The sequence below is a fragment of the Mycolicibacterium alvei genome (genome assembly GCF_010727325.1).
Taxonomy (GTDB): Bacteria; Actinomycetota; Actinomycetes; order Mycobacteriales; family Mycobacteriaceae; genus Mycobacterium; species Mycobacterium alvei.
Window position 1 is genome coordinate 3,875,356 of the sequence record NZ_AP022565.1, and the last position, 22,877, is coordinate 3,898,232.

The 22,877-nt window shown below is 66.8% G+C and carries 23 protein-coding genes; 13 read left to right on the forward strand and 10 right to left on the reverse strand.

What is annotated here, in order from left to right:
* Nucleotides 1-3 precede the first annotated feature (3 nt).
* From G6N44_RS18430 to G6N44_RS18440, 3 genes are read left to right on the forward strand one after another with little or no spacing between them, the layout of a single operon-like run.
* Complete coding sequence (locus G6N44_RS18430) at nt 4-1,224, forward strand: thiolase family protein (protein WP_163666353.1); 1,221 nt, start codon at nt 4-6, stop codon at nt 1,222-1,224.
* Nucleotides 1,225-1,229: 5 nt separating this feature from the next.
* The gene (locus tag G6N44_RS18435; RefSeq protein ID WP_163666355.1) at nt 1,230-1,652 is read left to right on the forward strand and encodes a Zn-ribbon domain-containing OB-fold protein; all 423 of its coding nucleotides are present in this window, start codon (nt 1,230-1,232) and stop codon (nt 1,650-1,652) included.
* A 44-nt stretch (nt 1,653-1,696) separates the two neighbouring features.
* Nucleotides 1,697-1,975: a hypothetical protein gene (locus G6N44_RS18440; RefSeq protein WP_163666357.1), complete on the forward strand. Its 279-nt coding sequence runs from the start codon at nt 1,697-1,699 to the stop codon at nt 1,973-1,975.
* Between the two features lie 31 nt (nt 1,976-2,006).
* On the opposite strand, the gene G6N44_RS18445 is transcribed toward G6N44_RS18440, so the two are convergent.
* The 4 genes from G6N44_RS18445 to G6N44_RS18460 are packed head-to-tail and all read right to left on the reverse strand — an operon-like array spanning nt 2,007 to nt 6,809.
* On the reverse strand, nt 2,007-3,197 hold the full coding sequence (locus G6N44_RS18445) for a cytochrome P450 (RefSeq protein ID WP_163666359.1): 1,191 nt from the start codon (nt 3,195-3,197) through the stop codon (nt 2,007-2,009).
* Nucleotides 3,194-4,741: a bifunctional 3-(3-hydroxy-phenyl)propionate/3-hydroxycinnamic acid hydroxylase MhpA gene (mhpA, locus tag G6N44_RS18450; RefSeq protein WP_163666361.1), complete on the reverse strand. Its 1,548-nt coding sequence runs from the start codon at nt 4,739-4,741 to the stop codon at nt 3,194-3,196. Before mhpA ends, G6N44_RS18445 begins: the two co-directional genes overlap by 4 nt.
* The gene (locus G6N44_RS18455) at nt 4,738-5,676 is read right to left on the reverse strand and encodes a fumarylacetoacetate hydrolase family protein (protein ID WP_163666363.1); all 939 of its coding nucleotides are present in this window, start codon (nt 5,674-5,676) and stop codon (nt 4,738-4,740) included. The genes mhpA and G6N44_RS18455 overlap by 4 nt, the downstream gene beginning before the upstream one ends.
* Complete coding sequence (locus G6N44_RS18460; RefSeq protein WP_163666365.1) at nt 5,673-6,809, reverse strand: VOC family protein; 1,137 nt, start codon at nt 6,807-6,809, stop codon at nt 5,673-5,675. The genes G6N44_RS18455 and G6N44_RS18460 overlap by 4 nt, the downstream gene beginning before the upstream one ends.
* 142 nt (nt 6,810-6,951) lie before the next feature.
* Here G6N44_RS18460 and G6N44_RS18465 point away from each other — a divergent pair, with 142 nt between their 5' ends.
* On the forward strand, nt 6,952-7,599 hold the full coding sequence (locus G6N44_RS18465; protein WP_163666367.1) for a TetR/AcrR family transcriptional regulator: 648 nt from the start codon (nt 6,952-6,954) through the stop codon (nt 7,597-7,599).
* On the opposite strand, the gene G6N44_RS18470 is transcribed toward G6N44_RS18465, so the two are convergent.
* Nucleotides 7,596-8,252 (reverse strand): enoyl-CoA hydratase-related protein, encoded by a 657-nt coding sequence (locus tag G6N44_RS18470; protein ID WP_163666369.1) that lies wholly within the window; start codon nt 8,250-8,252, stop codon nt 7,596-7,598. The two genes, G6N44_RS18465 and G6N44_RS18470, sit on opposite strands and share 4 nt — an antisense overlap.
* The gene (locus G6N44_RS18475) at nt 8,249-8,881 is read right to left on the reverse strand and encodes a TetR/AcrR family transcriptional regulator (protein WP_163666371.1); all 633 of its coding nucleotides are present in this window, start codon (nt 8,879-8,881) and stop codon (nt 8,249-8,251) included. Before G6N44_RS18475 ends, G6N44_RS18470 begins: the two co-directional genes overlap by 4 nt.
* Nucleotides 8,882-8,981: 100 nt before the next feature.
* On the opposite strand from G6N44_RS18475, the gene G6N44_RS18480 reads away from it, so the two are divergent.
* From G6N44_RS18480 to G6N44_RS18500, 5 genes are all read left to right on the forward strand, one after another.
* Entirely contained in the window at nt 8,982-9,695 is a 714-nt protein-coding gene (locus G6N44_RS18480) for a TetR/AcrR family transcriptional regulator (protein ID WP_163666373.1), read from the forward strand.
* On the forward strand, nt 9,695-12,268 hold the full coding sequence (locus G6N44_RS18485) for an ABC transporter ATP-binding protein/permease (protein ID WP_163666375.1): 2,574 nt from the start codon (nt 9,695-9,697) through the stop codon (nt 12,266-12,268). The genes G6N44_RS18480 and G6N44_RS18485 overlap by 1 nt, the downstream gene beginning before the upstream one ends.
* Nucleotides 12,265-14,001, forward strand: coding sequence for an ABC transporter ATP-binding protein (locus G6N44_RS18490; RefSeq protein WP_163666377.1), 1,737 nt, complete (start codon nt 12,265-12,267; stop codon nt 13,999-14,001). The genes G6N44_RS18485 and G6N44_RS18490 overlap by 4 nt, the downstream gene beginning before the upstream one ends.
* Before the next feature lie 107 nt (nt 14,002-14,108).
* The gene (locus tag G6N44_RS18495) at nt 14,109-15,317 is read left to right on the forward strand and encodes a cytochrome P450 (protein WP_372508132.1); all 1,209 of its coding nucleotides are present in this window, start codon (nt 14,109-14,111) and stop codon (nt 15,315-15,317) included.
* Nucleotides 15,314-15,799 carry a hypothetical protein gene (locus G6N44_RS18500; protein ID WP_163666380.1) on the forward strand — a complete coding sequence of 162 codons (486 nt, stop codon included), beginning with the start codon at nt 15,314-15,316 and terminating at the stop codon, nt 15,797-15,799. Before G6N44_RS18495 ends, G6N44_RS18500 begins: the two co-directional genes overlap by 4 nt.
* 54 nt (nt 15,800-15,853) lie before the next feature.
* On the opposite strand, the gene G6N44_RS18505 is transcribed toward G6N44_RS18500, so the two are convergent.
* Complete coding sequence (locus G6N44_RS18505; RefSeq protein ID WP_163666382.1) at nt 15,854-17,116, reverse strand: amidohydrolase family protein; 1,263 nt, start codon at nt 17,114-17,116, stop codon at nt 15,854-15,856.
* 24 nt (nt 17,117-17,140) lie between these two features.
* Here G6N44_RS18505 and G6N44_RS18510 point away from each other — a divergent pair, with 24 nt between their 5' ends.
* The 4 genes from G6N44_RS18510 to G6N44_RS18525 all read left to right on the forward strand — a co-directional run bounded on the left by G6N44_RS18510 (nt 17,141) and on the right by G6N44_RS18525 (nt 20,120).
* Nucleotides 17,141-17,977, forward strand: a complete 837-nt coding sequence (locus G6N44_RS18510; protein ID WP_163666384.1) for an AraC family transcriptional regulator — start codon at nt 17,141-17,143, stop codon at nt 17,975-17,977.
* A gap of 15 nt (nt 17,978-17,992) precedes the next feature.
* Entirely contained in the window at nt 17,993-18,700 is a 708-nt protein-coding gene (locus G6N44_RS18515) for a histidine phosphatase family protein (protein ID WP_163666386.1), read from the forward strand.
* Nucleotides 18,701-18,832: 132 nt separating this feature from the next.
* Nucleotides 18,833-19,120: a hypothetical protein gene (locus G6N44_RS18520; protein WP_163666388.1), complete on the forward strand. Its 288-nt coding sequence runs from the start codon at nt 18,833-18,835 to the stop codon at nt 19,118-19,120.
* A 100-nt stretch (nt 19,121-19,220) separates the two neighbouring features.
* Nucleotides 19,221-20,120: a DMT family transporter gene (locus tag G6N44_RS18525; protein ID WP_163666390.1), complete on the forward strand. Its 900-nt coding sequence runs from the start codon at nt 19,221-19,223 to the stop codon at nt 20,118-20,120.
* Here the strand turns inward: G6N44_RS18525 and G6N44_RS18530 are convergent.
* The 3 genes from G6N44_RS18530 to G6N44_RS18540 form a co-directional block, all read right to left on the reverse strand.
* Nucleotides 20,110-21,261, reverse strand: coding sequence for an MCE family protein (locus G6N44_RS18530; protein WP_163670127.1), 1,152 nt, complete (start codon nt 21,259-21,261; stop codon nt 20,110-20,112). The two genes, G6N44_RS18525 and G6N44_RS18530, sit on opposite strands and share 11 nt — an antisense overlap.
* Before the next feature lie 245 nt (nt 21,262-21,506).
* Nucleotides 21,507-22,223: an SDR family NAD(P)-dependent oxidoreductase gene (locus tag G6N44_RS18535; protein ID WP_163666392.1), complete on the reverse strand. Its 717-nt coding sequence runs from the start codon at nt 22,221-22,223 to the stop codon at nt 21,507-21,509.
* A 44-nt stretch (nt 22,224-22,267) separates the two neighbouring features.
* The gene (locus G6N44_RS18540) at nt 22,268-22,855 is read right to left on the reverse strand and encodes a TetR/AcrR family transcriptional regulator (RefSeq protein WP_163666394.1); all 588 of its coding nucleotides are present in this window, start codon (nt 22,853-22,855) and stop codon (nt 22,268-22,270) included.
* Nucleotides 22,856-22,877 lie beyond the last annotated feature (22 nt).

The following is a 22,877-nucleotide window of genomic DNA, read 5'->3' on the forward strand; positions in this document are numbered from 1 at the left end:
CGTATGAGACCGCGTAGGGGACTACAGGGCGACGCCGCGATCGTCGGATACGTCGAGTTGCCGCCGGAAAAGATGAGCAAAGCCTCGCCGGCTCCATTCACGTTGGAACAGTGGGCGCTGCTGGCGGCGGCGGCCCTGGACGATGCCGGCCTGTCGGCCGAGCAGGTCGACGGCATCGTCACGTCGCACCTGGGTGAGTCGGAGATCTTCGTACCCTCCACGGTGGCCGAATACCTGGGTGTACGAGCGAACTTCGCGGAGTTGCTGGACCTCGGCGGAGCAAGTGCCGCGGGCATGGTGTGGCGGGCGGCCGCCGCTATCGAACTCGGGCTGTGCGACGTCGTGCTGTGCGCCCTTCCGGCGCGCTACATCACCGCGGCCTCCGAACTGAAACCCCCGACGTTGACCGACGCGGTGTTCTTCGGCTCGTCCAGCAACCAATTCGGCTCGCCGCAGGCCGAATTCGAGATTCCCTACGGCAACCTCGGGCAGAACGGCCCGTACGGGCAGGTGGCGCAGCGCTACGCCTACCAGTACGGCTACGACGAGCGGGCGATGGCCAAGATCGTGGTGGATCAACGGGTCAACGCCAACCACACCGACGGCGCGATCTGGAAAGACACCCCGCTGAGCATCGAGGACGTGTTGGCCAGCCCGGTGATCGCCGATCCGTTGCACATGCTGGAGATCGTGATGCCGTGCGTCGGCGGGGCCGCTGTCGTCGTGGCCAGCGCCGAGGTTGCCGCCCGTGCCCGTAACCGGCCGGTGTGGGTCAAGGGTTTTGGTGAGCACGTGCCGTTCAAGACGCCCACCTACGCCGAGGAGCTGCTCGACACACCGATTCGCAAGGCGGCCGACACCGCGTTCGGGATGACCGGGCTGACCCGCGACCAGATGGACATGGTGTCGATCTACGACTGCTACACCATCACCGTTCTGCTGAGCCTGGAAGATGCCGGCTTCTGCGAGAAGGGCAAGGGCATGTCCTTCGTGTCCGATCACGACCTGACCTTTCGCGGTGATTTCCCGCTGAACACCGCCGGCGGCCAACTCGGTTTCGGACAAGCAGGATTGGCCGGCGGCATGCATCACGTTTGCGATGCCACCCGCCAGATCATGGGCCGCGGCGGTGCCGCCCAGGTCGCCGACTGTCATCGTGCATTCGTCTCCGGTAACGGCGGCATCCTCTCCGAGCAAACCACCCTGATCCTGGAAGGCGACTGATAGCCATGACCGGATTCGCCCGGCCCATGCCGGTGAAAACCCCTACCAGCGCGCCGTTCTGGGATGCGCTCGCACAGCACCGCATCGTCATCCAGTACTCGCCATCGACGCAGGCCTACGTGTTCTACCCGAGGGTGCTGGCACCCCGAACCCTCGCCGATGACCTGGAATGGCGGGAGATCTCGGGGATGGGCACGCTGTATTCGTACACGGTGGCCCGCCGCCCGGTCGGTCCGCACTTCGCCGACGCGGTTCCGCAAATGTTGGCGATAGTAGAATGGGACGAGGGTCCGCGGTTTTCCACCGAAATGGTTGACGTCGCACCCGAAGTGCTCAGCGTCGGAATGCGGGTCAAACCTGTTTTCTGCGACTACCCGGACGCCTTTGCCGGAGGCGGTGTGACGATGCTGCGTTACACGCGGGCTTGATCACATCCCTTGGCAGGAGGCTCACAGGAGAGGACTATGGAGTCATGCTAACCATACGAAAACTCATGGGGTCAGTGTTCGTAGCGGGAGCCGCGGTGGCGATTGCAGCAGGACCGACCGCCGTACTCATGACTGACGCGCCCGCGACGACGATCAGTGCTCAACCCAGCGGTGGCGGTGACGCCGGCGGTGGCGGTGGCTGCGACAGCGGTCCCGGCTGGAACGGCTGCGGCGGCTGGAACCCGACCCAGGGTGGCTTCGGCCATGGCTGCATCAACGGCATCTGCGGTGGCTGGGACGGCCAGCGCGGCTGGGGCAACTGACCTGTACCGCTGACCCCCGTCACCGACGGGGCTAGGCGGCGGTCAGCTTGACCGGCAGTGATGAATGCCGGCGAATGATGTTGTTGAGCGCCCAGACTGGTGTCGCCGTCAGCTCGATACGGTCCACCCGCTCGATGAGTGCGCACAGCATGGCCTGCGTCTCGAGGCGCGCGAGCCCCTGCCCGGCGCACGCGTGGGCGCCATTGCCGAAGCCGAGCTGACGAGTCGCGTCGTTGCGGATGTCGAACACGTCCGGGTCAGCCCATTCACGTTCGTCCCGGTTCGCGGACGCGTAAATCACCAGCACCCGCGCACCACCGGGAACGATGGCGCCGCCAATCTCGACGTCGTGCCGAGCCTTGCGGGTGAACGCGCGGAGCGGCGACGAGTACCGGATGATCTCGTTGACCGCGTTCGGGAGCAGTTCGGGATCACTCTTGAGTAGTTCGAACTGTTCGGGGTGGGTGGCGAGCAGGTGGACGCCGTTGGCGATGGCGCTGATGGTGGTGTCCAGCGACGGGACGATGTAGTCGATCATCAGCGATGCGCAGTCCGCGTCGGAGAGTTCGCCGTTGTCGGCAGCGAGCAGGACGTCATGACCCAGGCTGCCGTCGAGCACCGAGCGGTTCTTGACGACCTGGTGAGCGAAGCGCAGCATCCGCGCAGAGTCGGGGATGGCCTTCGCGGCACGCCGATTGAAGGGCCCGAGCAGGTCGAAGGTGGCTCCGCCCCAAGCCATCAGGTCCGCTCGCTGGTTCCGCGGCCAGCCCACGAGGTCGGGGACGACCGCGAGGGGCAATGCCGACGCGATGTCGTCGACGCCGTCCACCGAACCCTTCGCGACGGCCTGGTCGACGATGTCGGCGGCGAACCGGTCGATGTCGTCGGCCATCGCGCGCAGGGCACGCGGTAGCAGGCGGTGGGCGACGAGCTTGCGGCGTTCGTCGTGGGTCGCCCCATCGCTGGTGAGGGTGGTGCCCTTCGAGAAGGTGTTCGGGATCGGGTTCAGTGCGACCCCGGCGCCCGAGATGAAGGTCTTGTCGTCGCGCAGGATCGATTTGCACTCGGCGAAGCGGGGGATGGCGTAGGCCCGGTGCCGGGTGAGTCGGACGACGGGGCCGAGCGCACGCAGCCGTGTGTAGTGCGGATAGGGGTCGACGATCGCCGAAGTCGAGTAGATGTCGGAACGATAGGTGGGAATTCGGTGGTGCATCCGCATCATTGGGACGGCGTCGCTTTCCAGATGGTCCCGCCGCAAGAGCTGGGCAGGGCGTCGAACAAGATGGTCAGATCGCGGCCTGCGCGCATGACGGTGCGGTCGGGTCGAACGATGGCGGCATCGGCGCGGCCGCGGCGCAGCCAGTTCGCCAGTGCGGAACCCGGTGCGGCGAAGTGGACAACGGCACCGCGTTGGTCGGCGAGGGCGCGCTCGGCGGCACTTGGTTCAGTGCGGGTGACGACAGCGAAGCCGTTTCCTATTTCGGAGTCGAGACGTGTCCCGCTCGCCACCAACGGGTTCGGGCAGAGCGTGCCGGCCAGCTGCCGGGGTGCCCTGGACTTCTGGACGAGCACCGATCGATGCAACGCCGGTGTTTCGCTCTCGACGAGTTTGGCGCTCAGGCCCGGCAACCGGTGCAGTCGCGGCACGACCATCCGGCGGATCAGGTTCCCGAACTCGCCGCCTGCTGTCATGGCCCGGCCGACCGCGAGGGCAAGCCGGATCATGTGCCGGGCATGCGGTTTCCGCTCCTGCTCATAGGTTTCCAGGACATCACCGGGCAAAGCCTCGGCCAGTACACCGGCGAGTTTCCAGGCGAGGTTCATCGCGTCGCGCAGTCCGGCGCCCATGCCTTGTCCGACGAACGGCGGCGTGAGGTGGGCGGCGTCGCCGAGCAGGAAGATCGGGCCCCGTCGCCAATGGTCGGCAAGCTGCGCGCGGAAGGTGTACTCGGTGACGCGCAGCAGTTGCAATTCGGCGGTCGAAACGTGGTCGACCCAGGGGTGAATCAGCGGGCCGAGTGCGTCGAGAGTGTCGAAGTCATCGGCGGTCTCGCCGTCCAGCAGCTGGAATTCCCACCGGTAGCGCGTCTCGCCGATCCGCATGTACGTGCCGGCCCGGTCCGGGTCGCAGACTTGATCGACGCCCTCCCAGTGAGCCAGATCGGCGGCGGTGGCGACGTCGACGACGAGCCAGCGTTGCTCGAAGCCGAGATCCTGCATGCGGGAGCCGATCCGGGACCGCGTAATGCTGTTGGCGCCATCGCAGCCGAGCACGTAGTCCGCCACGACGACGTGCTCGCTGCCGTCGGTACGGTCGGTGTAGGTGACGCGGACCCGCCCGCCCGCCTCGTCGGCAATGTCGGTGACCTCCACGTCACCTCGTAGCTCTGCGTGCGGCCGGCGTGCGAGGTTTGTCCGTAGCACGGCCTCGAATTCGGGCTGGTCGAACATGTTTGCCTGCGGAAAGCCGTTGCGGCTCAGCGAGGTATCACGCCTGAACTCGGCGAGGGTGTGCATCGATTTGTCGAGTAGCCGAAGACCCAGGGTGGGGCGTGAGATCGCCGCGAACTCATCGGCGATGCCGAGACGGGCCACGATGCGGAAGATCTCGTCGTCCAGATGCACGGCCCGTGGCTGCGGATAGACCTTCGCCCAACGGTCGAGAACAAGGCAGTCGACACCGTACTGCGCGAGCAGAGTTGCCGCCGTGACTCCCGTGGGCCCGGCGCCGATGACGACGACGGGGACGTGCGCCGCCGCCGTCATGCGTAGCGGACCACCGCGCGTTGGGTGCCCAGATCGATTGCCTTGTCATCGGTTGCCACGCTGGTCTCGACGACGTCGCCGTCGCGCAGGTACTTCGTGTTCTTGGCCTGGGCCTTGAAGAACGCCTTCCACTTCAGGGCGGGCGGTAGCAGCGCGCCGATGATCTCGATCGGCTTGGGGGGTGCGCTCAACGCGGTCCCGACCGGGGTGCCGGTCAGCAGCAGATCGCCGACGTCCATCCGCTGGAATCGCGTCAGTTCGGTAAGAGCGCGTAGCGGAAGGTAGATCATGTCGCCGGCCACCTTGGCGTCCTGACGAAGTTCGCCGTTGACCCGCAACTGGAGGCGCAACTCGCCGAAGCGCTTGAGCTCATCGGCGTCGAGCAGCACCAGCGCGGGCCCGACCGGGGTGAACGTCGGATACGACTTGGCCTCGTAGAACTGGGTTTTCGGCAGCTGGACGTCGCGGGCCGACACGTCATTGGTGACGACCAGCCCGGCGACGTAGGTGGGCAGGTCCGCCTCGTGCAGGACGGTGCCGACCGGGAGTTCGCGCCCGAAGACCAGGCCGATCTCCACCTCGTAGTCCAAGAGCTTGACGTGTTTGGGCTTGACGATATCGTCGCTCGGCCCGTTGATCGACCCGGATGCCTTTCGGAAGAACGCCAGTGGGAGCGTCTTGGGATTCAGGCCGGCATCCTTGGCGTGCGAGGCGAAGTTGGCCATCTGCGCGACGACCCGGCAGGGTGCGGTCACCGGCGAGACAAGGTCGAGGGTGTCGACCGGGACCGGATCGGGGCCCGTCGTGGCCGCGTCGATGGCGGTCCGGTCGCCGAGCAGTTCGGCGGTGGTCGTTGCCGACGTGTCGATCTTCACTGCGCCACGGTCGGTTTGGACGTACCAGGCGTCGGCGGTACGGAGAACTGTTGTGGTCACGAGCTGGCTACTTTCAAGAGGCCGCGCAGGCGGGTGAGGGTGAATTCGTTGTCGTGGTCCCGGACTGCGGTGAGCATCGAGCGCAGTTCGTCGATCGACTCCCGGTTGGGAGTGATCCCGAGGAAGTCCTTGGTGACGGGCGGTCCCCACTGGGCCAGGCCGGACGCGGTGAATGGCGCCCATCCGGGTTCGACGGTGTTGTCGAACATGTCGCCGTCGGTGAAGTGTTCGACGAGGAAGCCGTCAGGGTCGCGCCAGTAGTCGAAGAGTTGGCTGCCCTGGACATGGCGGCCGATGCCCCACGATCGCTGATATCCGCGCTCGCGCAGGTATTCGCCGCCGGCGGCCAACGCGTCGAGATCGGCCACCTGGTAGGCGGAGTGCACGTACCGGTTGCGCGGGCCGAGCGTCATCGCGAGCGTGTGGTGGTCGGTGGGTACGTCGCCGCGGTCGCAACGGATGAAGCTCATCGTGGGCCCTCGGTCGCGCTGGCCGGGGAAGAACTGGAAGTCGCTGACGATCATCCCGAGGTTGTCGAGGTACCAGTTCAGTGTCTCGCCGTACTTGCTGCACTGCATCACGACGTGGCCCAGGCGCTGCACACCGGCTGCAACGCGCGGCGGTCGCTGGGTTCTGTTGGCGCGCAACAGATCATGTCCGAAGTTCGTGACCAGCGGGGTCTGTGACGGCAGCGGGGCCAGCTGGTGGGTGCCGGCGACGACGTGCACCGGGACGCCGCTCGGGTCGACCAGGTCGACCGCGAGTCCGCCGATGCTCTCGGGCAGCGTGCGCGTCGGTGCGCCTGCCGCCTCGGCCAGGCGCAACACGTCGGCCTCGTCAGCGGCGGCGAAGGCGATGCCGGCGAATCTCGAACGGGGGCGCCGGCGCACGATCAGACACGGTGCGCCGGCGTCGGTGCCCCGCAGTTGCAACTCGTCGGACATCCTTGCTGCGGTGGTGAAGCCGAAGGCCGCCGCGAACGCCTCGGTGCGGACGAGGTCAGGTTTCTCGAACTCCAACCAGGCGATGTCGCGCACCTTGATCACCGGATTGCGGGACCGGCCTGAGTGCTCGCCCCGCCGTGCGCCCTGGTCGCTGTGCAGATCTTGATGTGCGCCTACGGCATCGCCCATGGCCGCCTCCCTTGAATTCTGACGAAATCGTCACATGCGCCGTAATCATCAGTCAAGCTGTTCTGACGAAATCCTCACAATTGATGAGCCGGTTAGAATCAGTTGAATCCCGGAAGGATCCGCGGCGAAGGGGGCCAGCGCGATGACGACGCAACCGGCTGACCGGCATGACGAACCGCCGAACCGATTGGCTAGGCGCAAACAGCGGACCCGCGCGGCGCTGATCGCCGCGGCGCAATCGTTCATCGCGGCCGGCAAGCTCAACGCGCCGGTTCTGGAGATCACCCAGGCGGCCGACGTCGGGATGGGGTCGTTCTACAACCACTTCGACAGCAAGGAAGAACTGTTCGACGCGGCCCTCGCCGACGCGCTCGACATGCACGCCGATCTGTTGGACGCGTACGCCAAGTCGCTCGACGACCCGGCTGAGGCCTTCGCGTGCAGTTTCCGCTTGACCGGGCGGATGTTCCGTCGACGTCCCCAGGAGTGCCGGGTCCTGCTGTCCACCGGACTGTCCCTACTGTCCTCGGACAGGGGCCTGGCACCGCGGGCCCGGCGCGACATCGCCGCCGCCGTCGAGGCCGGCCGATTCCACGTCACGGATGTCAACCTGGCACTTGCCATCGTCGGAGGGGCACTCCTCGGGCTGGGCCAACTGCTCAGCGACGAACTGGATCGCGACGACGCGGAAGCCGCGGACACGGTGACGCAGAACCTGCTCGTGCTGCTCGGCATGCCGGCCGACGAGGCCGGCCGGCTCTGCCGGCAACCGCTGCCCGATCTCGGCTAGTTGGATTGCAGCGCTTGGACCGCGGTGCCGAACATGCCCTGTTTGATCGCGCCCAGCGTGCCGGAGTCCTTACCGGCCAGGGGCCGCAGCAGGTTGGTGGCCGCGGAGGTGACCGCACCCTCGCCCGTGGTCGCGTCCACGATTCCGTATGCCTGCGCATCGACACCGCCGAACCGGCGTCCGGTGGTCATCGACGCTACGGCGGCCTGTGGGGTGAGCTTGGCCTGGATCAGCGCGGCCATGCCCGGCGTGAACGGGATCCTGATGTCCACCTCGGGGAAACAGAAGAAGCCACGGTCGTCGCGCATCACCCGGAAATCGTGGGCGATGGCCAGCATCGCACCGGCGCCGAACGCATGGCCGACGACAGCTGCGGCCGTCGGGAGGGGAAACGTCAGCACCCGCGCGAACAGGCCCTGTACTCGGCCGACGTACCAGTCACCCTGATCGCTGTGGGCGCCAAGCCAATCCAGGTCCAGCCCGTTGGAATAGAACTTGCTGTCGGCGGTCGTCACCAGACCCTGTGCGCCCTTGGCCAGTACCGTGTCGAGGTGCGCGTCGACCGTATCTAGGAACTCGGGGGAGAACCGGTTCTCATCGTCGCCGAGGTTGAGAATGGCGATGTCACCGTCGTAATCCAGGGTGGCGGTCATGTGATTCCTTTCTTGGTGCCGTGTTTCGGCGCAGGTTTCGGGGCGGGCCCCACAGTCAGCACGGCCGCCACCGCCGCGTTGAGGTGGTGGCGGGCCGTCGGGTCGTCGAGTCGGTTGCGGCGCAGCAGGATTGCTGTCGGCAGGTCCACGATGCACGTCGTCACGGTGTCCACGGCGGCCCGGTCGCGCCGGTCCCAGGTGGCCACCGCGAGTTCGATCATCAAGTCCACCAACTGTTTTTCCAGTTCGTGCGCCTGCTCGGCCAACTCCGCGGGCAGGTCGTTGCCGAGTACCTGCTCGCGTCGGATCTGCAGCAGGAGTCGTGCCGAAGCGGGGTGCCGTTCGGCGAAGATCACCGGCGCGTAGGCGGCCGCAGCGATCGCGTCGCCGCCGTGGTGCTCGGCCTCGACCAGTTCACGCTGCAGTGTCAGGAACCGGCGTCCGGCGCGGAGCCAGACCTGGCCAAGCAGGCCGGACCGCGAACCGAAGGAGTGATACAGCGCGCCGTTGGACAGTCCGACGGCTTCGCTGATCGCCCGGACCGTCACGGATGCCGGTCCGGAGTGCACGGCCAGGGCTTCTGCGGCGTCGAGTACCGAATCCGGATCGTAGAGGCGAGGGCGTGGCACCTCGCCACCCTAACAGAGCAACTGCTCTGTTATCGGGGCCGGTTGACGATCACTAAGGTGACCCTTAGTTTGTGGGGGTAACTTTCCTGTGGAGGTGGTCGTGGCCGGATCTGGTGTCCCCGCGCGAGTAGGCGGACGCCCGCCCCTCATCGCGGTGTCCGACATCGTCTCCGCGGGGCGTGAGCTCGGGATGCGCAACCTCAGCATCAACGCGGTGGCCGCCCGGCTGGGGGTGTCGGCAACCGCGCTGTACCGCCACATCAGCGGCCGGTGGGAGCTCGAACGCCTGGTCGGGGAGAGTCTGCTCGCCGAACTCGAGCTGGTCGACGACCCGGCGCGGTCGGCCGAAGACCACCTGCGGGCCTTCGGGGTGAGCCTGCACCGCTACGCCCTGGACAATCCCGGGCTGGCCACCTACATGCAGGTGCTGTTCCCGCGTGGGGAAGCCGGCGCTCGGCTGCTGGCCGACGAGATCGCCGCGCTGGGCCGACGCGGCTACACCGCCGAGGGTGCGGCGCTGTTGAGCAGCTCGGTGGCCGTCCTGGCCATCGGACTGGCCGCGCAGCACGAGCTCAAGGCAGAGGCCAGCGGTGGCGACGACGGATTCGTCGTGGAACGTGATGCCGCCGCCGAACGGCTGGCCGGGGACGCGGCACTGGGCCCGGTACACAGCGCGGGCATGCAGCTGAGCAGTCCGCAGTATCTGGAACTTCTGCTGAACGCACTGATCCGGGGACTGCTGACGTCCGTGGTTCCCGGCAGGCCGATAAACGACATCATGGCGGATCTGACCGCCGGGGGAGAGGACCGCTGATGGCACGCGGATTTCAGGGAGTGATGATGCGCGGCTTCGGCGCGCGCGATCACCAGGCGACCGTGGTCGAGACCACCTACCTGACGCCGAACCTGCTGCGCCTGCGCCTGGTGTCGCCGACGGTGTTCGAGGACGCAGTGGCCGAGCCGACGTCGTACCTGAGATTCTGGGTTCCGGACCCCGACGGCTCGAAGACCGAGTTCCAGCGGGGCTACACCATGTCCGAAATGGACCCCGCCACCGGTCATTTCGCCGTTGACGTCGTGTTGCATGAACCGTCGGGGCCGGCGTCCAAGTGGGCCAGGGCCGCCGAGCCGGGCGACACCATCCCGGTGATGGCCCTGGGCTCGACGGGATTCACCGTGCCGGACGATCTGCCCGCCGGATACCTGCTGATCGGTGATGCGGCGGCCACGCCGGCTATCAACGGCATCATCGGCGTTCTGCCGCAAGATATTCCGGTCGAGGTCTACCTCGAGCAGCACGACGAGAACGATCTACTCATCCCGATCGCCGAGCATCCGCGGCTGCGGGTGCACTGGATCAAGCGCCACGACACCACGTCGCTGGCGGCTGCGATCGAGGCGCGGGACTGGTCGGACTGGTACTGCTGGGTGACGCCGGAGGCCGGCTCACTCAAGCATCTGCGTACTCGGCTGCGGGATGAGTTCGGCTTTCCCAAATCCGAACTGCACGCCCAGGCCTACTGGACCGAGGGCCGGGCGATGGGCACCGACCGCACTGAAGTCGCCGAGCCCGAGCCTGTTTCCGCTCCCGCTCCCGCTCCCATCCCCGCCGCGCCCGCCCGCGGCACCTGGCGGGCGCAGGGCGCGGGCCGCCTGCTGGCCCCGCTGAAAACCCCGCTGATCATCTCTGGCGTACTGCAGGCGCTCATCACCCTGATCCAGCTCGCTCCGTTCGTGCTGCTGGTCGAGCTGGCTCGACTGTTGTTGGCCGGGGCCGAGGAATCCCGGTTGTGGACACTGGGATTGACCGCGGTCTGGCTGCTGGGTTTCGGTGCGCTGTTGGGCGCGGGTCTCACCCTGTGGCTGCATCGCCTCGACGCGCAGTTCGCCCGTGAACTGCGGACCCGGTTGTTGACCAAGATGTCGCGGCTACCGCTGGGCTGGTTCACCGCACGGGGTTCGGGCTCGATCAAGCAACTCGTGCAAGACGACACGCTGTCGCTGCATTACCTGGTCACCCACGCCATCCCGGATGCCGTCGCCGCAGTGATCGCCCCGGTGGCCGTGCTGATCTACCTGTTCACCGTCGACTGGCGGCTGGCCCTGGTGCTGTTCGTCCCGGTGCTCACCTATCTGGTGCTGATGTCGCTGATGACCATCCAGTCCGGCGCCAAGATCGGCCAGGCGCAACGCTGGGCCGACCGGATGAGCGGCGAGGCCGGCGCCTACCTCGAAGGCCAGCCCGTCGTCCGGGTGTTCGGCGGTGCCGCGTCGTCGAGTTTCCGTCGCCGCCTCGACGAGTACATCGGTTTCCTCGTCGACTGGCAGCGGCCATTCACCGGTAAGAAGTCGCTGATGGACCTGGTGACCCGGCCCGCCACCTTCCTGTGGCTGATCGCCGCCGTCGGCACCCCGATGATCATCGGCGGCTCGATGGATCCGGTCGATCTGCTGCCGTTCCTGCTGCTGGGAACCACATTCGGGGTCCGGCTGCTGGGAGTGGGCTACGGACTGGGCGGAATCCGCGGCGGCATGCTGGCCGCGCGTCGCATTCAGAACACGCTCGACGAGGCGGACCTGGCGCTCCTTGAGCACCAGGGCGAAGAGGGGGCTCCGGACGCGGTCGTGTTCGACGGGGTGACGTTCGGCTACCGGCCCAGTGTCCCGGTGATCAAGGACGTGTCGTTGACCCTGCGCCCGGGCACCGTGACCGCACTGGTCGGCCCGTCGGGATCGGGGAAGTCGACGCTCGCCGCGCTACTGGCGCGCTTCCACGATGTCGATACGGGGTCGATCCGGTTGGACGGCAAAGACATTCGGTCACTGACTGCCGATGAGCTGTACCGCCGGGTGGGTTTTGTGCTGCAGGAGGCCCAGTTGGTGGCCGGCACCGTCGCCGAGAACATCGCGCTGGCCGACCCGGAAGCCGACCCCGCACGGATCGAACAGGCCGCGCGCGACGCCCAGATCCACGATCGGATACTGCGGCTACCTGAGGGCTATCAGACCGTGCTGGGCGCGTCGTCGGCATTGTCCGGCGGTGAACGGCAGCGGCTCACCATCGCCAGGGCCATCCTGGCCGACACCCCGGTGCTGATCCTGGACGAGGCCACGGCCTTCGCCGATCCGGAATCGGAATACCTTGTGCAGCAGGCGCTCAACCGGCTGACCAAGGACCGGACGGTGCTGGTGATCGCGCACCGGCTACACACCATCACCCACGCCGACCAGATCGTGGTCCTCGACGGCGGACACATCGCCGAAACCGGCACGCATGAAGGTTTGCTGGCCGGCGTGAATGGAAAAGCCGGGCGCTACCACCAACTCTGGCAGACCGGACGGTCACTGCACCCCGGCGATGCCGTCACCGCAGGAGACGCCCGATGATCCGCACGCTGATCGCCCTCATCCCGGCCGACCGCCGCGGACGGGTCGGCAGCTACGCCGTGCTCACGCTGGTGTCGGTGGTGATCCGTGCGGCCGGCACCGTGTTGCTGATTCCGTTGGTGGCAGCGTTGTTCAGCGATGCGCCGCGCGATGCGCTGCCGTGGCTGGGCTGGCTCACCGCCGCGACCGTCATCGGCTGGATGGTCGACACCGCGACCTCACGGCTCGGATTCGACCTCGGCTTCGCGCTACTGGACCACACCCAGCACGACGTGGCCGACCGACTGCCCGGCATCCGGATGGACTGGCTGGGTGGCAACAGCGGCGCCAACACCGCCAACGCCCGTCAGGCGATCGCCGCCACCGGACCGGAACTGGTCGGCCTGGTGGTCAACCTGCTGACCCCGTTGATCGGTGCGATCCTGTTGCCCGCGGCCATTGCCGTTGCACTGCTGTTCATCTCGGTCCCGCTCGGGTTGGCCGCACTGGCCGGCGTGGTGATCCTGCTCGGTGCATTCTGGGCCTCGGGCCGGCTGAGCCGCAAGGCCGATACGGTGGCCGACGAGACGAACCGGGCGTTCACCGAACGCATCATCGAGTTCGCCCGCACCCAGCAGGCACTGCGCGCGGCCCGGCGGGTCGAGCCGGCCCGCAGCATGGTCGGTGACGCCCTGGCGGCGCAGCACGGTGCCGGCATGCGGCTGTTGCTCATGCAGGTACCGGGACAGCTGCTGTTCAGCCTCGCCAGTCAACTGGCCCTGCTGATCCTGGCTGGGATGGCGACCTTCCTCACGGTGCGCGGCACCCTCGGTGTGCCCGAGGCGATCGCGATGATCGTCGTCGCCGCGCGCTATCTCGAGCCGTTCACCTCACTGTCCGAACTGGCCCCGGCGATCGAAACCACCCGGTCCTCCCTCGGCCGGATCCGGGCCGTCCTCGATGCCCCGGTGATGGCCACCGGCACGGCCACGCTGACCGCGGACACCGCGGCCCGGATCGAATTCTCCCGGGTGAGCTTCGGTTACGGAGAAACCTCGGTGCTCCGAGACGTCAGCTTCGTCCTGGAGCCCGGCGGCACCACCGCGATAGTCGGCCCGTCCGGCTCGGGAAAGAGCACCATCCTGTCGCTCATCGCGGGGTTGTACCACCCGGACGCGGGCCGAGTGTTGATCGACGGAGTCGACACCGCGCAGATGGACGCCGAAACGCGCAGGGCGGCAACGAGTGTGGTGTTCCAGCATCCCTATCTTTTCGATGGGACGATCCGGGACAACATCCTGGTCGGCGACCCGGCCGCCGATGCCGAGCAGCTCGCCACCGCATCGCGACTGGCCCGCGTGGACGAGTTGACCGCGCGGTTGCCCGACGGTGAACGCGCCAAGGTTGGTGAAGCGGGGACCGCACTGTCGGGCGGTGAGCGGCAGCGGGTCAGCATCGCCCGGGCCCTGGTCAAGCCGGCTCCCGTGCTGTTGGTGGACGAGGCGACCAGTGCGCTGGACACCGAGAACGAGGCCGCGGTGGTCGATGCACTGACTGCCGAAGAGCGTTCCCGGACCCGGGTGATCGTCGCGCACCGGCTGGCCAGCATCCGGCACGCCGACCGGGTGCTCTTCCTGGACGGCGGACGCATCGTCGAGGACGGCAGCATCGATGAACTGCTGGCTGCACGCGGACGTTTTGACGAGTTCTGGAATCAGCAGCGTGAGGCGGCGGACTGGCAGATCACGCACTGAGATGGCTGTGACTAGCCGATCGGATACTTGAACCGAAGCTACTGTAACCATTACAGTTGAGCGTCCCGGAACCATATCGGGGCAGGTTGCCTATCCGGCCGGAGGTCATGTTGACGACGTCGCAGGTGGTTTTCGACCCGTTCTCGGCGGATTTCTTCAACGGTCCGTACGAGACGTATCGGCGGATGCGTGAAGAGGCCCCGGTCTACTACAGCGCCGAATACGACTTCTACGCGCTGACCAGGCACGTCGACGTGGCGGCCGCGTTCAAGGACTTCGAGACCTACTCGTCGGCCTACGGGGTCGACCTGGCCATGGTGCGCACCGGGCAGAAGGTCCCCGCGAAGATGATCATCTCGATGGACCCTCCCGAGCACCGGCACATGCGCAGCCTGGTCAACAAGGTGTTCACGCCGAGGGCCATCGGTGCGTTGCAGGGCATGGTGTCCGATCAGATCGACCGCTACCTCGAGGCCGTCGATCCAGTGGAGTTCGATGTGGTCTCCGACTTCTCGGCGTACTTCCCGGTCGAGGTCATCACCACGATGCTGGGAGTCCCCGCGGAGCTGCGCCAGCAGGTGCGGCTGTGGATCGACGAGCAACTACACCGTGAGCCAGGGCAGATCGAGGTGTCCGAAGCGGGTGTCGAGGCGATGGCCCAGACCTGGCTGATGTACTACGACCTGATCAAACAGCGCCGCGCCGAACCGCAGGACGACATGATCAGCCGGTTGATCTCCGCCGAAATCGAACGGGAGGACGGCGAGCTCACCCGGCTGAGAAACTCCGAGATCGCCGGATTCACCACCCTTCTCGGCGGTGCCGGCGCGGAGACGGTGACCAAGCTGGTCGGTGCTGCCGTGGTGATGTTCGCCCGCCACCCCGAACAATGGCAGCGGTTGCGCGAGGACCGCAGCAAGATCCCGGCCGCGATCGAGGAACTGCTTCGCTACGAAGCCCCGGCCCAGTACAACGTTCGACGCTCACAGCGTGAGATCCGTCTGCACGGAGTGACGATTCCCGAGGGCAAGCCGGTGTTCCTGGTCGGTGGTTCGGCGAACCGTGACCCCGACGCCTGGACGGACCCCGATACCTTCGACATCGACCGGGACCGTACCGAAGCCCAGAACCTCGGATTCGGATATGGGATCCACAGTTGCCTCGGTGCGGCGCTGGCCCGCATGGAGTGCAGCATCGCCCTGGACAAGCTCCTGGACTTCATGCCCCACTACGAGGTCGATTGGGATCGCTGCGAACGGGTCAGCATGCAGAACGTCGCGGGCTGGGCCCACGTCCCGGTGCGGGTGCTGCGATGAAAGGTGAAAAGGGCAGCGGCGCGGTCGGATACCGCATGCACGTGATGGCCCGAGACGCCGCGGAACTGGCCGCCAACGCCGGTGGGCTGATCGTCGACCGGATGATGAGTGGTTGGCGGGTCAGTGTGGCACTGTCCGACGCGGATGACGTTCGGCCGGTGCACATTCTCGGCGCCCAGCTTGTCGATGTGGCGACCCCACCGGGGCCTGTGGACGAAGAGCAGTGCGTGCTGGTGATGAGTGCCGACGCATATGCCCATGCGATTTCGGGGGACGGCCAACAGTTGCCCGCGGGGTGCGCCGAGGTGCTGGTCTGGGGTGAATCACCGGATCCGAACCGCTTGTTCGGGCACACCCTGAGTGCCGCCGCGCAGTCATTCAAGACACTGGCCGTCGCCGTCGCCTGCATCGCCGCCGGCGAGGTGCCAGCCGCCGAGGCCTTCACGTCGGTGACGAGCACCACATCGTTGACTCTGCGCTGAGGGCGGTCATTACTCGAACTTTCGCGCCCTCAGCACAGACTCGACGACAAACCGTCAGGCCTGGGTGAGCTGCTTCTGCTCGTAGAGTCGGGCCCACTCCGCGCGCGGACGGATCGAGGTGTCGACGTCGGTGGCCTTGGCGCGCAGTGCGCCGACGTTGGCCTGATCACGTGCGGTGTGCTTGAAGGGATCCCAACTGAAGAACCGCGCCGAGTTCTCCCAGGTGATCTTGTTGATGTCGGAATCGCTTGCGCCCGCGGCATTCAGCTCGGCCAGCACCTGTTCGGGTGCATCGGGCCAGAAGCAGTCGCTGTGCGGGTAGTCGCACTCCCAGGCGATGATGTCGATCCCGATCTCGTGGCGCAGCTTCAGCGAGGTCTTGTCGGTGACATAGCAGGCCAGCGAGTGCTCGCGGAACACGTCCGACGGTAGCTTGTCGCCGAAGTCGCGGCGCAGCCATTTCTGGTTGGTGTAGTGGCGGTCGCTGCGGTCCAGATAGAAAGGAATCCAACCGATTCCGCCCTCGGAGAAGGCGAACTTGAGGTCGGGGTAGTTGCGCATCGCCGGTCCCCACAACAGGTCCTGTGCACACATCGCCGATACCTGGGTGGCCAGGATGATCAGGTTGTCGATGGGCGCATCCTTGGCCATCGAGATCGCGCCGAAGCCCGTGCCGATGTGCAGGCACATCACCACGTTCTCCTCGGACAGGGTCTGCCACACCGGGCCCCAGTAGCCCTCGTCGAAGTAGCTCGGAAGTCCTTCCAGGTGGGGCAGTTCGGGCATCGTGACGGCCCGGCAGCCCTTGGCGGCGACTCGGCGGATCTCGCGGCACATGGCCTCGGGATTCCACGTCGGCAGGATCGCGATCGGGACGAACCGGCCGGGGTAGGACCCGGCCCACTCGTCGATGTGCCAGTCGTTGTACGCCGACACCATGACCAGCGTCGCCTCTTCGCGGTGCATGTTGAGGTGGCGAGCGGAGAACCCGGTGAAGGTCGGGAAGCACATCGAGGCCAGGATGCCGTTGCGGTCCATGTCGCGGACCCGCTCGTGCACGTCGTACACACCGGGACGCATCTCGGCGAACCCCGCCGGATCACGACCCCACTCCTCGGCCGGCCAGGACACCACGGCGTTCAGGCCGGACACGCCCTGCGGGCGGCCCTGGTACATCCACTGATCGACACCCTTGTCGTCGGTCACCACGATGGGTGCCTCGGGCTTGTACTTCGCCGGGACGTGGTTGAGGAACATGTCGGGCGGTTCGACGACGTGGTCGTCGATGCTGATGAGGATCAGGTCGTCAGTCTGCATATCTAACTAGTACCCTCGGGAGGCGTGACCGTCTCTGCACTTTCGGACAGAGGTTTAACGCAATCGGCCAACTTGCCTCGGCCGGTGATCGAACTGCGCCGCGGCGGGCACGCGCCGGCCGGCAGCTACCTCTACGAAGGCGACGGGCTGATCACCGGGTGGCACTCCCACGAGGTCCACCAGATCGAGTACGCCCTGCATGGCGTGGTCGAGGTGGAGACCGACGCCGCGCACTATCTGCTCCCGCCGCAGCAGGCCGCGTGGATTCCGGCCGGCCTGCAACACCAGGCGGTGATGAACCCCGACGTCAAGACCGTCGCGGTGATGTTCGATCCGCAGCTGATCGCCGACCCGGGGGACCGGGCCCGCATCATCGCGGTGTCCCCGCTGATCCGCGAGATGATGATCTACGGGTTGCGCTGGCCGGTCGATCGCCCGCACGGCGACGACACATCCGACACGTTCTTCCGAACCCTGGCCAACCTCGTCGCCGACGCGCTCGATCACGAGGCGCCGCTGAGCCTGCCGACCAGTGACCACCCGATCGTGGCCGCGGCACTGGCCTACACCAAGGAACACCTCGCCTCGGTGACAGCCGAGGATGTCAGCCGGGCGGTGGCGGTATCCGAGCGGACGCTGCGTCGCCTGTTCGCCAAGACGATCGGAATATCTTGGCGGACATACCTTTTGCACGCCCGGATGCTGCGGGCCATGGCGCTGCTGGCCGGGCCCGATCAATCGGTGCAGGCGACTGCGACGGCCGTCGGCTTCGAGAATCTCAGCTCGTTCACCCGATGCTTCAGTCAGTTCTGCGGGGAGACCCCGTCGGCGTACCGGAGCCGCGCGCGTGAGGAGCACTAGGACCGAGGGGGAATGATGGCCGGTGTGCGAAAACTACGTGCACTCCCGCTGCTGGCCGCGTTCGTTCTTGCTCTCGCCACACTGCCGGTCCCGACCGCAGCCGCAGGCGGCTACCGCTCCATCACCCTGACCTTTGTCCGGCACGCCCAGTCGGCGGGTAACGCCTCCGGCCTCATCGACAGCTCCACGCCGGGTCCTTCGCTCACCGATCTGGGCCGGACCCAGGCCGTCGCCAGCGCGCAGCGGCTGTCGCCCCACCATTACGACGGCATCTTCGCCTCGACGATGGTCCGGACCCAGCAGACCGCTCAACCCATGGCCGACGTCCTGCACGAGCGGGTCACCGTGCTGCCCGGGCTCCACGAGGTCGAGGCAGGCGTCTACGAGGGCCAGCCCGAGGCGAGCGCCGTCCAGACCTACTTCGCGGCACCTGAGCAGTGGTTGCGTGGGGATCGCAGCGCCCGGATACCCGGTTCGATCGACGGCAACGAGTTCGATGCCCGGTTCGACGGAGCGGTGCAGCAGATCTACGACACCGGCGACGACGATCCCGTCGCCTACTCGCACGGCGCGGCGATCATGTTGTGGGTCCAGATGAACGTCGACAACCCCAATCCTCAACTGCTGATGGAACACCCGCTCGACAACACGGGCTATGTCGTCGTCGTGGGCAATCCGACCGACGGCTGGACGCTGACCGACTGGGACGGCGCCGGGAGCTAGCTGTCGATGTGCTCCACCGGCCGTAAACTGCCGGAATGCGGCGCCCGTCACGTCTGGCTCGATCCTTGGTGGGGCGCGGATACTGTGTGCCAAGACAAGCGGCGATGGGAGCGTGGCCATGAGGTTTCTGTCATGAGGTTTCGGTTGTTGCCCTACGTGACCGTCGAGGTCGATGATCGGGTCCGGTTGCGGGCGCGTAGGGCCGGTGAACGGCTGCGCGTCAACCTCCGGGCCTACCTGCGCAGCGCCGCCGACGAGGTCGAGACTGCCAGCGGCCGGGTCCGCGAGCTGTGCGACACCGCGGTGAACCGCGTCGACCATGCGGTGGCCAGCGTCAACGACAAGATCGCGCCCGCCCCGCAGACCGATCCCGCGGACTCCGCCGACCAGCCACCGAAGCGGCACCTGCAGGTCGTCTAGCCCCGATCGGCGCGACAACCGTCAACGTTCTACGGTTGAAGGGCACTGGCCTGCTCCCCCGGAGGGGCCGACACACCGGCCCGGGAGGGGTTGACGAGGCTTGCTCGGCAACAGTCTTGCCGTGTTGTTCGCCCTGTGTGCAGCGGTTTTCGCGGCTGTAGGCATTGTGGTGCGGCAGCGCGCGACCATGGACGTTCCGCCCGAGAAGGGCGTCAGCACCGTCATGCTGCGCACGTTGCTGCGTCGCAAGCTGTGGTGGGCGGGAACCGCGTCCGCAGTGGCCGGGTATGCATTCCAGGCGCTGGCACTCGGGTTCGGTTCGCTGCTGCTCGTCCAACCGGTGCTGGTGTCGGCACTGCTGTTCGCGCTCCCGCTCAGCGCCCGCCTGGCCCACCGGAAGGTCAGCCGCGCCGAATGGGCCTGGGCACTGCTGCTGACCGGGGCGTTGACCGTATTCGTCGCGCTGGCCAGGGCCAGCACCGGAACCTATGGCGTTTCGGTGGCCACCACCGTCACCGTCGCCGTGGTGTGCACAGCGGCCGTCGGCCTGTGTGTGCTGGCTGCCACGCGGAGCACCGACTGGCGCCGCGCGATGCTGTTGGCATTGGCGGTCGGCATGATGTTCGGCGTGGTCGCGGTGCTGACCAAGATCGTGATGCACACGATCGTCGTCGACGGCGTGCTCGCCGTGCTGACCACGCCGGCCCTGTACCTGGTGGTCACTCTCGGGTTGGTCGCGACGCTGCTTCAACAGTCGGCATTTCACGCCGGATCGTTGCAGACCTCGGTGCCGGCCATGCTGGTACTCGAGCCCGTCGTCGCGGTGGTGCTCGGCTCCATCGTGCTGGGCGAGCACCTGTCGGTCACCGGCTGGGAGCCGGTGGCACTCTCGGTGGCCATCGGGGCGATGGCCGCAGCCACCATCGCGCTGGGCCGTGACGAGGGCGCCTACGAGGAGAAGCTCGAGGCCGAACTGGAAGTCAAGACCACTAGGGATTGATGGTGTGCTCGCCGACCTGGCGGCCCCACACGTACTCGGCCACCAGCGGTTGGCCCATCTCCAGGTGGTTGTAGGGCGCGACGGACGCACCGACGTCGAGCACCAGGTACGGGGCCGGCCAGAGATCCTTGGTGATCGGCTGCCAGCAACCCGGCCGGCCCTCGGGCCCGCCGGTGGCGTTCACCCGGGGCAGGTTGTCGGGGTAGACCCAGGGGTTGCCCACGCCGACCACGAAGTTCTGCAACTCGAACGCGTAGCCGTTGCGGGTCTGCTGAGCGAACCGCGGGGCGGCCTCGGCGTAGGTGTGGATCATGCAGTACCAGGCCGGGCTGTTGCGATCGAGCATCGCGCTGACCGGCAGCAGGTCCTGGGCTCCGCGGACCAGGTACGGGCCGCCGCGCTCGAAGATGTCGCCACCGGTGTTGCCGAAGCCGACCGCGGCCACCAGCGCCTGGTCCAGGTTGGCGCGCTGCTCGTTGAGGGTGCGGGCGGTGGTGACGGCGTTGGTCAGTCCGTCGAACAGATCCGGGCCGGCGTTGGCGTAGATCTCACCCAGGTCGGCCAGGCCGGCGATGTCGCGGCGGATCTGGGGCATCCGTGGGTTGAGGTCGGCCAGGATGTCGTTGCCGTTGACGATCGACTGGCCGAACTTGTCGCCCAGCCCGTCGAGCGCCTGCGCGGTCGCGGTCAGAGTTTCGTTGAGCTTGATCGGGTCGATCTGCTCGGAGATCGCGGTGATCGTCTCGAACAGCGTGTTGAACTCTGTCGTCACACCCTGCGCCCGGATCGGTGTCTCCGGGGACAACCGCTGCGGCGACGGATTCTCCGGTGCGACGAACGAGATGTATTTGTTGCCGAACACCGTGGTGGCCTTCAGTTCGGCGGTCACGTTCTCCGGGATCAGCTTCATGTACTTGGGCTTGATGTCCAGAGTCAGCCTGGCCTGTTGATCGCCGTCCACTTCGGCCACGTCCACCGCGGTGAGGCGGCCGATGGGCACGCCGTTGAAGGTGACCTTCGAGCCGGGGTCCATCGACAGACCTGACCGGTTGGACAGCACGGTGAGCTGGGTCTTTTCCTCAAACGCCCCGCGGAACTGCATCCATGTCAGCACCAGCACCGCGACCAGCAGGATGACCATGCCCGCGCACGCGGACTTGTACGGCGGGTCGTACCGCCAGTGCTTGAACCGCTGTTCGAAGCGGTCCCGTACCGACGCGGTGGATGAGGCCACGTGCAAACCTCCGACATATTGACGCAGCCAGCCAGCTAGTGAGTGAGAAAACTGTCGCAAACGAGCCGAGACAACTGCAACTGCGAGCCACCCAGTGCGGCGAACATCAAATTGCCGATTCTGGGAGACCCATGTCACAGACTAGGCGCCGATCAGGTGTTACGACCGCCGTTCACGCCAACGATCTGGCCCGTGATGTAGCTGGCCTCTTCGGAAATGAGGAACGAACACGTGGCAGCAATGTCCTCGGGCCGACCCATTCGGCGTACCGGGGTGGCGTCGATCGTGCGCTGAATATCGCCGAGTTCGCCCCGGGACTCGGCGGCGCGCAGCATCGGGGTGTCGATGAATCCCGGCGGTACGGCGTTGACCGTGATGCCGGCCGGTCCCAGCTCCAGGGCCAGTGACTTGGTCAGCCCGTTCACCGCGGACTTGGCCGCCACATAGTCCGACATGTACGGCACGCCGGAGTGCGTGCTCGACGAGGAGATGTTGACGATGCGGCCCCAGCCGGCGGTGATCATGTCGGGTAGGGCGGCCTGCACGACGTGGAAGACGCCATTGAGGTTGACGTCGACGACCTTCTGCCAACGCTCGAAGGTGAGCTCGGTGAACGGCGTGAAATCGCTGAGACCAGCCGAGTTCACCAGGATCGTGACGGGGCCCAACTGCTCGCGGACCGCTTTGAACACCGCATCGACCTGCGCCCGATCAGTGACGTCGGCGGCGTAGGAGTGCTCGTCGTCCGTCGAATTGAGGTCGAGGGTGGCGACCCGGTATCCGTCGGCGGCCAGCCGCTCGGTGATCGCCCTGCCGATTCCGGATGCGCCTCCGGTCACCAGAGCTGTTTTCTGCCGTGGGGTGGTCATCGGGAGTTCCTTTCGGTAATTCGTTTGAATATCAATCGTTTTCGTCAGTGCCGGGGAGTCCGCAGTCCGAGGGTGCGGCGCGCCGCGTCGATCAGGTAGCGGGCGAGGTCCGCATCGGAGGTGTCCTCGCCGGCGACGCCAGCGCCCCCGGCGATGCCGGAGAACACCATCGCCGCCTTGACCGTCCCGGCCGGGCCCGGATCGACATCGGCCAGCAGGGCCATCTGCCGGTTGATCACGCCGTCCCATTCCGGCCGGTTCCGCAGCGCCTCGTTCACGCTCGGATCACTGGCCAGAACCGACACCAGCGCGCGGTTGTCAACCGCCAGTTCCGCGTAGCCGCGCACCATCTGATCGGCGCGGCCGGACGCGCTTCGCTGCCCCTCGGCCTTTTCGATCACGGTTTGCAACCGGGCCAGGAACGGTTTGACCACCGCGCTCAACAACTGTTCGCGGGTGCGGAAGTGGTAGTAGATCGCTGCCTTGGTGAAGCCCAGCTCGTCGGCGATCATCTGCAGCGATGTCCCGGCGAAGCCGTGGCGGGTGATCAACCGGACGGCGGCTTCGACGAGCCGCTCGCGGGTGGCTCCTGCACTGGCAGTGTCGCCGGCCGCCTCGTCGGCGTGGTCCATTCAGCCCTCCGCTCCATGTGCA